The sequence below is a fragment of the Shewanella piezotolerans WP3 genome (assembly GCF_000014885.1).
Lineage (GTDB): Bacteria > Pseudomonadota > Gammaproteobacteria > Enterobacterales > Shewanellaceae > Shewanella > Shewanella piezotolerans.
On the sequence record NC_011566.1, the window covers coordinates 1,263,174 to 1,275,889 of the forward strand.

Here is a 12,716-nt window from a genome sequence, read left to right on the forward strand (position 1 = left end):
AGGAGCTTAGTATTATCTATAGAATATAGAGTGAATTACAGTTGGTTTGTATTCGTTTTTGTAATAGGTTGTGGATGGCTTGAGATGAGGCATTTATTGCCTAAAACTAGATAGTTAATGCCAGTGTAAAAGTTAAGCCGTTAGTATCAATGTTGTCGAATAGGTGCTCAGTTTGAACAATTAAAAAAGGAGCCATTGGCTCCTTTTTTATTGAAAGTCGCTGGGAGTTACCATGCGCCACCGAATTGTAGGTAAACAGTCCACTCTTCAGGGCCTTTGGCGATATCAACTCCTGTTCTTAAACCCAGCTGACGAGCAATTAGGTATCTAAAGCCACCACCTTGTGCATTTTGCCACTTAGCTTGATTAAAGCTTTGGTCGTTATTGACTGCTTTGCCTGAGCCTGCAAAACCTAAAACAGTCCAGCGGTCGTCTATGTCATAACTAACCTCAACTTCAGCAAGTGCAGTATTGTCAGCTTGGTAGCGCATTGCTGCCATGCCGCGCATATCAATATAGGGTTTGGCATAAAAGGGTGCACCGTCTGTTGTTGATTGTGCATCCAGGCGGATAGCGACTCCCCACTTATGGGCTAGCCGATGATAGCTCTGCACAAAGACGTGGTAATCTTGGTAATCGAAATCTCCGCCAACACCTTTGCCATGCATATTGGCCTTCATGCCAGCTTTGGTGCCGCTTCTAGGGGCAAACTGATTGTCTCGACTGTCATAGGTGAGTTTGAGCCCTAAATGAGCATCAGTACTATCTAATGCGAGGGGGTCAACACCTGGCAGCATAGGAGATAGGTCAAAAGAAGCCTCTGAACTCATGTTGACGTAATCTGCCCCGATAAAGAAATTACTGTTACCGAGCCTAAAGTCGATATCTTGGAAGAAATATAAGCCTTTAATGTTGAATTTATTGGCTTGTTCTGAGCCCTCTTGATAGTACTGTAGGTTGAAATCAGCGCCGAATATACCGCCCAAGTAACGGATATTGTCGTTTTCCCAGTTCCCTGAATGGAACACTCCAGCGAGCGAGCTACCATTACTGGTAGCGGCACCGACGACACCGGTAACGCTCGGTGGGATCTCTGAGACTTGTTCGGGGTTCTGTTCACGGAGTGCTTTTTGTTCCTCGGTTTCATGAAAAAACAGCAAAGCAGCACCACCACCAGTGCCTACCGCTGGCTCTGTTATGATCAGTGGTATAGGCATAAAGCCTGCGGAGTTATCTAAAATCCACTGGCTAGCGTCTATACGCCCATCTATAGGGTCTTTAAAACCATCCATAAAGCTAGCTGATGCAATATTCGGTAACATTAACAGTGATAATGCGCTGAGTGTGGCCGTTTTCACGGCCAGTTTAATGTTGCTAATATTCATGTTCCCCCTAAGGATTATGCGCTGCGTTGAGACAGCGCGCGACAAAACTAATAACCGTTAAAGATAATGTCGTCGGCGATGGCATCTTCAACTGCCATATCATCGAGCTCATCCATGATTAGGCCGTCTTCAAGATCTTGCATGTCACGTTTACAGCGATCTCGCTTTATTTCCCCTTCAATTAGGCCGTCAATAGCTCCAACTGCAGCGCCAATTTGTGCGCCTCGTTTAGCTCCCTCTCTGCCGTCGGCAATAGCGCCTAATCCTGTGCCAACTAAGCCGCCTTCAAGAGCACCGCCGACAACATTTCCTAAGGTATCGTCGCAGTAATCAGCAAAAGAGCTAGTGGCTACACAGCTGAGGCTCAGGGTTGCCGTGATCAATAGATGTTTAAGTTTCATAGTGGTACCTCTTCGTAATAGTGTGATTAACTTGAAGCACATTTTATTTGAATATATTCAATACTAAGAGTTAGTTTGTATTGCCAAATCGAATGGATTGCTTAAGGTTGAATAACAGCGAAGATCTCACTGTTTGGCATTGCTATTTTTCTGCTTAATCACAATGTCTTTTTAATAGGAGGGCGTAAGAGGTAGAGAGTGGATCTAGCCCAAGCTAGACCAACTCTATGGTTTAGGGGAAAAGAGACTTGCTTACTGGTCGTTACAACATCAGTTCTGCTGAAGTGATTTTAAAGTTTTGCAGCTCTTCCTTTATAGCACGTGCAGTCACTTGTTTTTTGGCACCTTGTAGCGTGGTGTCCTTTATGAGGACTTTGTCTGTAAAGCGCTTAGATGTTGCTCCTAATTGGTGGTAGAACGAGTAACGAATTAGATAGGTCATAGGCTTCCTAAGCTAAAGTGGATTGATTCCCTTTTATAATTTGCGTTTAAAGAGAGGTTTTATCCTTATCCTTGATATTTGTTAATAGCAGTTCAAGACGTTGTGACTGTAGGCTCAATATCATCAACTTCACTATTGATTGAACTGATCTCGGATAAGGTTTGCGTCATCTTATAGAAGTTAATTGAATAGTATTTGTTAGCTATTATCGTTATAGCGAATAGGTAGTGGTGGATAAAGCGCGTATTGATACGAGGTATTTGTCTTTATAGTGCCTAGTCTGTAACTATCTATTTGAAAGTCTAATAAAAAGTCATTAACACTATAGTGAATTTAGTTGGAAAATAGCCGCGAATTAATTTTGGAGGCTAGCATGTCAATTAAACATCTAAATAAATTGTTTGCTCATGAAGCCGATGGTTTGAATAATACCGAGATCCAAGCAGTGGATCTGGTCTCTACCATCGCATTAATCGTGCTATTTGTTGCTTATAAAACCTTATTAGATGATCGCTTGCACGTTCAAGTGTTACTCGAACGTTTGCTAAGGTTGAGCTAAATGATGTTGACCAAGTTGACCTTGGCTATCCAGTTGTTAATTGATAGCCAAGGTAAAATATTATCCCTGCATTTGATCAACAATAAAGCTCATTGCAGGCCCTTTAGGGCTGTTAGATTTCCAGATAAGATCAATTGCAGAATACATTTTAGCTCTATTGAACTCAGGCGTGAATTGACTAATGGTTCCAATTGCTAGTTTTTCATCGAGCATGCTTTTAGGTAAAAAAGCCCAGCCCAAATCTTGTTCAACTAAGCGGATCATATCATCTTGATCTGATGCCTCCCATGTTTCCTGTGATACTAGCGCTGAGTTTTTAAGCAGCTTATGTTGCAACATGCTGGTGCAGGTGATCTGCCTTTCGGTAATCAGCATTTCATTGTCAACCATCTCCATATCGGCAAACTTGGAGTCTGGACTGCAAACACAGACCCACTCGACTTGAGTGATAGTAACGAAATCCAGATTCTCAGGAATAGCATCCGAGGCAATATTGAAACCAAGGTTAGCGGTTTGCTCTACGAGTGCACGGTTGAGTTCATCACCAAATAGCTTAACCAGCTTGATACGGGTGAATGGGAATGCTTGCGCCATTTTTTCAAGCGCAAAATCAAATACTGACATGGGGACAAGAGGGTCAACGGCAATGACCAACTCATCTTCTACTTCTTCGATTGTACCTTGCGCATAGTTCTCCATTCTGTTTGCTTGGCGAATGATGACTTTTGCTTGTTGATAGAGTCGCTCACCTTGCTGAGTCAGCGTCGGGTATTTAGTGCTTCGATCAAATAGATTAACCCCTAAATCAAGTTCAAGGTTGTTCACCCCAATACTGACTGAGCTTTGGCTTTTACCAATGTGTCTAGCAGCAGCTGAAAAAGAGCCTTTCTCCGCAGCAGCTACAAAAGCATTAAGTTGTTCTAGATTTAGCATTAGTCACCTATTCGTTTTGTTAATACTAATTGGTTTAATCTATTAAACACCTTTTGGGATACTGGCGCCAGTTAATTATTCGAATCAACCCCAAGAGGCACTATCATGAAAACACTTACTTCAACATTTACGGCACTATCTATCGCGACTTTATTCTCTTTCAATGCTATTGCTGCCGATCCTGAAGTTGAACAAGATGTTAACTACGGTGATCCCACCGCCAGTTTTTCAACCATTGGTATTTCAGCCAGCAAAGATACCACTCAACTAAATGGTATGGCGGGTTTTGGCGCTAATATTTTTCAACTTGATATTGCCGCCGATAATAAAACTGGCGACTTAAACGGTCGTGGTCGCTATTTTCATGTGACTGATGGTCTTGGTTACTCAGTTGATGTTCTTGCAGATGCAAACTCTCAAACGGTACTCGGTGGCCTTATCTATAAGTTTCAGGTAACTGACAATATTTCAATCTTTCCAATGCTTAGTGGTGGTGCCACACAGGTGAAACGCCCAGGGGAAGACAACAAGTATGATCGTTCAGGTCTTGCTCAGGCTGGTGTATATGCAATGTACGGTTTTGATGCGGGTCACTGGTTATACGCTAACCCTAAGACAACGTACCACGTGAAGAACAAAGCGTTTATTAACCAAGTAGAACTGGGGGGAGGCTTTATGGTGAGCAGTAATATCTCTGTTGGCGCCAAGGTTGAGTATACGGCTGAGCACAAGAATCAATTTGGTACCATGAAAGCAGATACAGTGACTTGGTTACAAGCGAACTACTATTTCTAGGAGGAAGTACTGAAATAAGTCTTCAGTCTAATCAGGCCTGTAATTAATGCAACAGAGCAAAATTTAATGGTACACCGTTCGCCTTAGAAAACACCGTTACTTAAAATAGCGGTGTTTTTACATATGTTACTCAAAACTGTTAGCTGTTTCGTATCTCAGCGCTCTATATTACGGTACACTCCGCGCCAACAAAGGTTATGTTGGTAAGAGTAAATTTTACCAGACATTGTTTGTCGTCGAATGCAAACATTTTGAAAGATGACAACATGATTCGCAGGTCACTGACGCAAGAAGCGTTAAGTGGATCTCTCACCCAAGTCTAATGGCTTTGGGGCTCTACCTGCCGTAGCCGTGTCGCTAATGAATCGTCATTAGTTAACTGATATTTAAGAGATCAAGGTAAAATAATTATGAAGTCTGCACAGGCTCTTTCAAACTCGACTGTCCCTGCCGATTCATTCTTGGATCGATATTTCAATATTTCAGCCCGTGGAAGTACCTTAAAGCGTGAAGTTATCGCTGGCTTTACTACGTTTTTAGCCATGGTTTACTCCGTTATTGTGGTACCTAACATGCTAGGCACTGCCGGTTTTGACCCAGCGGCTGTGTTTATTGCGACCTGTTTAATTGCCGCTTTTGGCTCCTTACTTATGGGGCTATGGGCTAATCTGCCAATGGCGATTGGCTGCGCAATCTCCCTCACAGCATTTACCGCTTTTAGTATGGTGTTAGGGCAGGGGATTTCAATTCCAGTCACACTTGGCGCTATTTTTTTAATGGGGGTCGTATTTACCCTTGTTAGCGTGACTGGTATACGTCAGTGGGTACTGACTAATCTGCCCAAGGGGATAGCTCACGGTACGGGAATTGGTATCGGCTTATTCCTTTTGCTTATTGCGACCAACAGTGTGAATTTGATTGTATCGAATGACGCTGGTTTGCCGGTAAAACTTGGCGATATTAACAGTCTAGCTGTTATCGCGACGATTGTTGGCCTCGCAGCCACAATTGGGCTTGAACGTCGCGGTATGCCGGGCGGGATCTTGTTAGTGATTATCGCGTTGTCTGTATTTGGTTTGATATTTGACCCGAGCGTGACATATCAAGGTTTGTTTGCATTGCCTGACTTAATGTCTGAAACCTCACTCATCGGTCAGCTTGATGTGATGGGCGCGCTCAACCCTGTGGTATTACCGATTGTTCTGGCGTTAGTAATGACCGCGATTTTTGATGCAACCGGTACCATTCGCGCGGTTGCAGGGCAAGCTGAATTGCTGGATGAAAAAGACAATATTGTGGGTGGTGGTAAAGCACTGACATCTGACTCTGTGAGTAGTATTTTTGCTGGTGCTGTCGGTGGCGCTCCAGCGGCAGTCTATATAGAGTCGGCGGCGGGCACTGCCGCTGGGGGAAAGACGGGGCTGACTGCAACGATTGTCGGTGTACTGTTTTTACTGATGATGTTCTTAGCACCTCTGAGCTATTTAGTTCCCGCTTACGCGACTGCGCCTGCATTGATGTATGTTGGCCTGCTCATGCTAAGTAACGTCACCAAGCTTGATTTTGACGATAAAGTCGATGCAATGGCTGGTCTAACTTGTGCGGTATTCATTATCTTAAGTTGTAATATCGTGACCGGCATTATGCTTGGTTTTGTTACGTTAGTTGTAGGCAGAATCTGTAGCGGTGAGTGGCGTAAATTAAAGCTAGGTGTGTTAGCGATTACTATCGGTCTGGTCGTCTTTTATATGGGCGGCTGGGCGATTTAAAGCTAAATCTACTGACAAGATAAAGCTGAGTTGAACTTGGCGCCAACCATGCGGTTGGCGCCATTTATTTATGAATTGTTAGGGCTTTTTTATTGGGTCTATTTCTGAACGGTGGCAGTCAAAATAGCGGCTACGTTTCTTGTCTTTTAGCTTATGAGTATCAACCAAGACTAAACCATCGATACAATCACCAAATTCAGCATCTATGCCGAAATCAAGAAAACTAACACCTTGGTCATTACATAGTTCACCATATTGCTTATAAAGCGCCGGTACAGCAGCGCCCATACTGGCCATGGTTTGTTTTAGCTGTTTAAAGCCTTGAGCATAATCCAACTGAGTGTATTGATGATTGAGCTGATGCAGTTTGTCTTCATTAAATTGATAGGGACTAAATGAGCGCGCAAGTGGTTGCTCATGGAAAAAATGAGTTTTGTAGAAGTGGATTAACCGTTCTTTAGCTGGTTCCGGTAGATTATCACTTAAAGATACTGGACCAAACAAGTAACGGTATTGTGGGTTTTTAACTAGAAATGCACCTATCCCAACCCAAAGGTAATCTAAACTACGTTTGCCCCAATATTTGGGTTGTACAAAACTGCGGCCAAGCTCAAGGCCTTGTTCAAAGTAGGGCGCAAAGGCAGGGTGATATTCGAATAGAGACTGACTGTAGAGTGCGTCGCAGCCCTGTTTTTGATGTACCTCTTTAGCGCCAGCGAAGCGGTATGAGCCGACGATTTCTAAGTCGACCGGATCCCACAAAACTAAGTGTTGATAGTAGGGATCGTACTTATCAGTGTCTCTGCGCTTTCCCGTGCCTTCGCCTACTGCACGAAAAGCTATCTCTCTAAGCCGACCAATCTCACGCATAATCGGATTACTTGACCGGTGCTGATATAAAAAGATTTTCTTTTTGTCGCTGGTTTCTCCAAGGAGTTCACACTGTAGCAGCGCTGTTTGTAACTCACTTCGTGACTCAGGGTGGGCGATTGCACTTTGAGTGGTGAATAGCGGACTGCGATTTTTACCAATGCGATATAGATGGTTCTTAAGCAGCTTAACTTTTGTTTTAAGAGGGAAATCAGAACTGTTTACCACCTCCTTTGGGATCAACTCTCCAATACGAACTGGCATGGTTTTTTTAGCTTGCTTAAACATCTCTTTGACCAGCATCAAACTGGCTAATGGTTTATAAAGCATTGAAGCACCGTAAAAAGCGGCCGAGTTTTTAGCGTCGGCATGCATAGGTAATAACGGCGCATTACAGGCTTTAGCTATTTTCAAAAAGCCACTGTGCCAATGAAGATCGATAACACCAGTGGGACGCAGGCGTGAAACCTCTCCGCTAGGGAAAATTAGCACTGCACCTTCATCGCGCAGGTGTTTGTGAATATTCGCTAAATGTTGTTTGGGGGTGCCGTCTGTCATATTGCGCACGGGCAACAGTATTGAGTGTAACGGCTCTAACGCCATCAAGAGTTCATTGGCGACCACTTTTATATCGGGTCTCACTTTGCTGATAAGTTTTATCATGGCTAAAGCATCGAGCGAACCAATTGGGTGGTTAGCATAAATAACGACCCGACCTTCAATAGGAATATTCTCAACTTCATTATTTGGAACACTGTAACTAAAATTGAAACTATTCAGCACTTGCTCAACAAAATCGACACCTTTTAAAAATGAAAACTGATTTGCAATCTCATTGCACTCTTTCTCTTTTAGCAGATAACGAAGCATTGCTTTGGTCGGGGTTGCTAACCATGGGTTCTTATCGAGCAATGGTAAGTTTTTTTCAACAACATTATCGACGGTAAAAATCATAATCAGACCCTTATATGGCTGCGAAATGGTTACGCAACACGCTTAGTTTTTGGAGAATCGTACTGTTGACTAAATTGAAAAGCGCTAATCAGCTGGGCGCTTGCTGTCGATTCCTGCCACTTTAAAAGTTGAATATCTCCGGATTGGGATTCTGCGACAAAAGTACAGTTTTCTACCCAGTCTCCATCATTGGCATAAATAATATTGTTGGTGAGGCTGAGTTCGGGCTGGTGGATATGGCCACAGACGACCACATCAGCCCCTTTGGACTTTGCATAGCGTATGACGGCGCCACGGTAATTTTTGATGGCTTGTTGGGCTTTGCTGACTCTAAGTTTCACGTAACTTGCTAGTGACCAATAAGGGTAGCCTAAGTGGTTGCGGACTCTATGCAGTTGTCGATTTAGAAATAACAGTAGATCATACAGGTGGTCACCTAATTTGGCATAGGCGCGGCCAATACACACCTCAGAATCAAACTGATCGCCATGGACCATCAATACTTTGCGGTTAGAGGCGGTGATGTGAATGTGCTCTCGACTAATGCTCAAATCCCAAAGGTGGAATCCTTCATAAGGTTTTAATGCCTCATCATGATTACCGGGAATATAAACAATACTGGTACCTTCACGAGCCAATTTGAGTAGTTTTTGTAAGACTAGGTTGTGGCTTTGTGGCCAGAGGAATTTGCGCTTAAGTGCCCAAATATCGATGATGTCACCAACGAGAAATAGCTTTTCGGTGTGCAGTGAATTTAGAAGTTGTAGCAGATACTCAGCCTTACAGTCTTTGCTGCCGAGGTGAACATCTGACAACCAGATAGCATTATAGTGTCTCTCTGCACTATTTTTCTCAGTGCTGTTGATTGGCGATATGCTATCAATATTGCTTGAAAGCGCATTGCTTAAAAGTTGCTGTTGACCGTTTGCTAATCCTTGCTGTTTCTCTTTCATTGTCCTGCCAGTAAACGCTGGGGGATGCCGATAGAGTAAAAGTGATAGTTGACTGTAAGATGAACATTTTATGGCAGGTTAATGACGGCCATAAAAAAAGAGCGCCTAAGCGCTCTTCTTGATGTTGTCGCGATAATCTTATTAGAAGATAAGGTGTGCAATACCAGCGATTACAGGCAAAGTAACCAAAGTTCTTAAGATAAACACAACTGCAAGCTCAAGGAAGTTAACAGGGATCTTACTGCCCATTAGTAGCGCACCAACTTCACTCATGTAGATTAGCTGTGTGACCGACAGGGCTGCAATTATAAAGCGAGTCATGTCAGATTCAATTGAGCTGGCAAGAATCGCGGGAATAAACATATCCGCAAAGCCGACGACTATTGTTTTAGAGGCTTCAGCCGCTTCAGGTACTTGTAGTAACTCTAGTAGCGGAATAAACGGCATACCTAGGTAGTTAAATACCGGTGTAAATTCGGCAATCATTAAGGCGATAGTACCGATCCCCATGACGACTGGAATCACACCAAAAATCATATCAACAACGTTTTTAACTCCGTCAGTTAAAGTATGTTTGATGCCGCCTGCACGCGAGGCTTTTGTTAATGCTTGATCGAGTCCCCAAGAGAGCACTCCGTGGCCTGCTGGAATCACTTCATCATCTTTATGACGTGGCGTTTCATCAATGTAGAGATCTTTTTTCCAAGACAGTGGTGGTAGCTTAGGTACGATTATCGCAGCGACAAAACCGGCAAAACACACTGTTAAATAGAAGGGAACAAATAGATGTTCTAACTGAACCTGTGAAATAACCACCAATGAGAAAGTAATAGAAACCGCTGAGAAAGTTGTACCAATAACAGCCGCTTCACGTTGAGTGTAAAAACGAGCTTCGTATTGCTTGCTGGTCATTAAGATCCCAACACTACCATCGCCTAACCAAGATGCCATACAGTCAATTGCACTGCGTCCCGGCAAGTTAAAGATAGGACGCATAATCTTAGTTAATAAGGTTCCTAGTAGTTCTAGTAAACCAAAATTAAGTAAAAGTGGTAGTAGCATTCCAGCAAATAAAAACACTGAAAATAATACAGGCAATAGGTCGTTCAACACTAAAGCACCAGTATCGCCTGAGCGAATCGCTTCAGGGCCAACACCGAAGAAGGTAAGGCTGATAAATATAGCACCAAGGAGACGGATGACTAACCAAACTGGTGTGACATTAAACAGTGAATTCAAGAAGCCGTTTTGGATGACAAACTTAGGTTTGATTGCTTTGACCAGTGCGGAGGTTATAGCTGTAAAGATAACAATACCTGTCACGATTCCGACAAGCGCATCACCGAGGAAGCTCTGTAAAGCTTTAGAGATGATCGCAATAGGAATAGTGATCGCATCTTGATAGCTGATAGGGGTCATGAATAACAGCAGACCGATCAGTGATGGCACAATAAACGTGAGTATTGTTTTAATGTTGTGGGTTTGTTTTTCTGACACTTTTTTCTACCCTAAATATCGAGTTCTGCTTTGCAGCCTAAAAACTGAGTTTTGTACTTAAGCAAAAAATGTATTGAATATTCATTCAACTGCTAACAGGCGAGGTTACCGCCTTAAAACATCTATGTAAAACGATTCTACTGATATAGAAAATATATCAAGCTGTACGAATAGTTATTAACTCTAAATGACTAAATATATTGTATAGGAATAAGTAGTAAAAAAACAAAATTATTTTTTGTTTAATTCTATTTAAAACAATGTTTTAAGTTTGTTTGTAGGGTGTGTGGTTTTGGTGTGTTTATTGTGGTTTTTTAGTTGTCGCTACTAATGCTCGTAACGACAACTGTTACAAAATACTGCAAACTAACTAAATGTTTTTCTCAAAGATTTTGCTTTTTCAGCGTTAATTTTTAGCTCTTTAACTGCCGATTCAACCACATCGATAGCGGCCAAATTTTCTACAGATGCCTGGCTAATATGGCTGACATTTTGGTTTATTTCGCCGACAACCAGCGTTTGTTGCTCTGCGGCAACCGCATTTTGTTGCGCTAAATCATGAATATTTCTGACTGCCTCATAGATAGTGTCCACTTTTTGAGCTGAATTATGTGCATCATCGGTGCATAGCAATGCTTGAGATTTGCTTTCATCCATCTGCTTCGACCATTGCGTTAGCATTGAAAACATCTTGTCGACGCTTTTTGAGATGCTTTCCGTAGACTGTTGAGTACGACTCGACAGCGCACGAACCTCATCTGCAACCACGGCAAAACCTCGTCCTTGTTCACCGGCTCTAGCTGCTTCTATTGCAGCATTTAGGGCGAGTAGGTTCGTTTGTTCGGCGATAGCGTCGATTTCTGTCATGGCGCTTGCAACGCGTTCAGCTTCTTTGTTGAGTAATAACGCATTCGCTGCGGCTTCAGATACAGACTCTGTGAGCTCATTGATGCTGCAGGCACTCTTTTGCATCTTCTCTCGACTGTCATCGCAAAGAATGTAAGTGTCCTGAATGCTATCTGAGGTAGACTGAATATTACTGGCGACTTCGGTAATAGTCGCTGCCATTTCCTCTGTCGCGCTAGCGATTTGCTCTATCTGCTGACTTTCAATATCAAGCCCCACATGTGCTTGAGTTGCTGCGGTGACTAACTGATTTGATATGTCATCAATGTGTTCGGCGTTATCTTGCGAGCGGCCTAGGACACCTTGTAACTTGGCATCTTTCATCATCAATTGGAAATCAAGCAGTGAAGAGGTATCACGGCCACAATAAATAAAGCGGCTAACAGAATCGTGTTGCTGCTTCAATTGCATTAAACGGGCGGGGACACGAAAAGCTTCATCATAGAATATCGCGAGGTTAATACCCATTAGTATCATACCGGCTAAGATCACGCCCCACCCCCAAATATATCCGGCTGCGGCTAGTCCTAGGCTGGCGCACACCGCTGATAATATACGCTTATTGGTTAGGCTAATGGGGTCATTAACGGTCTTGCCATTATTGAGTCGTTGATAAATTTTTTGTGCTTGGTTGATGTGCTCGGCTTTCGGGGCAACACGCACGGATTGATACCCGACAAGTTTCCCTTGCTCAAACAGAGGGGAAACAAAAGCGTCAACCCAATAGAAGTTGCCATTTTTACAGCGGTTTTTAACAATACCACGCCATGATTGACCAGCCTCTAGTTTCTCCCACATCTCTTTAAAAGCTGCTTTGGGCATATCTGAGTGGCGTACTAGGTTATGGTTGTGGCCGAGAAGCTCTTGCTCTGAATAGCCTGATATTTCAATAAAGCGTGGGTTGGCGTAGGTGATTACACCACGCTTGTCGGTGCTTGATACTAATTGGTCTGAGGTGGTGAGCCTAACTTCCCGTTTGGCTGTGTTTGCATTTTTTCTTGTCATTATTATTCCATGTGACTGCAAATGGCATTACGAAGATTATGTCGTTAATGTACTAATGGATATAACCACTTGGCTGAAATATAACATTAATACACCTACTTTTAATCAGGTTTATCTAATTTTTTTAACGAAACATTAGTTGAAAGTACATTACGCTTTTTTGTTGTAACTTTCTGGGTTTATTCTCTTTTTATACAGAGCTAACTTCATTGTTTTGGATATTAAACTTGAAAATATGGGCTTCAAG

At 42.8% G+C, this 12,716-nt stretch carries 11 protein-coding genes; 3 read left to right on the forward strand and 8 right to left on the reverse strand.

Translation table 11 applies throughout. The features are described from left to right. Window positions 1-227: 227 nt before the first annotated feature. From SWP_RS05530 to SWP_RS05540, 3 genes are all read right to left on the reverse strand, one after another. Entirely contained in the window at window positions 228-1,385 is a 1,158-nt protein-coding gene (locus SWP_RS05530) for a BamA/TamA family outer membrane protein (protein ID WP_020911420.1), read from the reverse strand. Between the two features lie 47 nt (window positions 1,386-1,432). Then, on the reverse strand, window positions 1,433-1,786 hold the full coding sequence (locus SWP_RS05535; protein WP_020911421.1) for a glycine zipper family protein: 354 nt from the start codon (window positions 1,784-1,786) through the stop codon (window positions 1,433-1,435). A gap of 262 nt (window positions 1,787-2,048) precedes the next feature. Continuing rightward, window positions 2,049-2,228: a hypothetical protein gene (locus SWP_RS05540; RefSeq protein WP_044555695.1), complete on the reverse strand. Its 180-nt coding sequence runs from the start codon at window positions 2,226-2,228 to the stop codon at window positions 2,049-2,051. 373 nt (window positions 2,229-2,601) lie between these two features. On the opposite strand from SWP_RS05540, the gene SWP_RS05545 reads away from it, so the two are divergent. Further along, window positions 2,602-2,787 (forward strand): hypothetical protein, encoded by a 186-nt coding sequence (locus SWP_RS05545; protein ID WP_044555696.1) that lies wholly within the window; start codon window positions 2,602-2,604, stop codon window positions 2,785-2,787. Between the two features lie 60 nt (window positions 2,788-2,847). Here the strand turns inward: SWP_RS05545 and SWP_RS05550 are convergent, their stop codons facing one another. Further along, window positions 2,848-3,720: a LysR family transcriptional regulator gene (locus tag SWP_RS05550; RefSeq protein ID WP_020911423.1), complete on the reverse strand. Its 873-nt coding sequence runs from the start codon at window positions 3,718-3,720 to the stop codon at window positions 2,848-2,850. A 105-nt stretch (window positions 3,721-3,825) separates the two neighbouring features. On the opposite strand from SWP_RS05550, the gene SWP_RS05555 reads away from it, so the two are divergent. Together SWP_RS05555 and SWP_RS05560 are read left to right on the forward strand one after the other, a co-directional pair. Next, on the forward strand, window positions 3,826-4,515 hold the full coding sequence (locus tag SWP_RS05555) for a hypothetical protein (RefSeq protein ID WP_020911424.1): 690 nt from the start codon (window positions 3,826-3,828) through the stop codon (window positions 4,513-4,515). Between the two features lie 410 nt (window positions 4,516-4,925). Then, entirely contained in the window at window positions 4,926-6,284 is a 1,359-nt protein-coding gene (locus tag SWP_RS05560) for an NCS2 family permease (RefSeq protein WP_020911425.1), read from the forward strand. A gap of 78 nt (window positions 6,285-6,362) precedes the next feature. Here the strand turns inward: SWP_RS05560 and olsF are convergent, their stop codons facing one another. The 4 genes from olsF to SWP_RS05580 all read right to left on the reverse strand — a co-directional run bounded on the left by olsF (window position 6,363) and on the right by SWP_RS05580 (window position 12,469). After that, window positions 6,363-8,108 (reverse strand): bifunctional ornithine lipid synthase OlsF, encoded by a 1,746-nt coding sequence (gene olsF, locus SWP_RS05565; protein ID WP_020911426.1) that lies wholly within the window; start codon window positions 8,106-8,108, stop codon window positions 6,363-6,365. Window positions 8,109-8,137: 29 nt separating this feature from the next. Next, on the reverse strand, window positions 8,138-9,061 hold the full coding sequence (locus tag SWP_RS05570; RefSeq protein WP_020911427.1) for a UDP-2,3-diacylglucosamine diphosphatase: 924 nt from the start codon (window positions 9,059-9,061) through the stop codon (window positions 8,138-8,140). A gap of 141 nt (window positions 9,062-9,202) precedes the next feature. Beyond that, window positions 9,203-10,558 (reverse strand): YjiH family protein, encoded by a 1,356-nt coding sequence (locus SWP_RS05575; protein WP_020911428.1) that lies wholly within the window; start codon window positions 10,556-10,558, stop codon window positions 9,203-9,205. Between the two features lie 366 nt (window positions 10,559-10,924). After that, window positions 10,925-12,469, reverse strand: coding sequence for a methyl-accepting chemotaxis protein (locus SWP_RS05580; RefSeq protein ID WP_044555697.1), 1,545 nt, complete (start codon window positions 12,467-12,469; stop codon window positions 10,925-10,927). Window positions 12,470-12,716 lie beyond the last annotated feature (247 nt).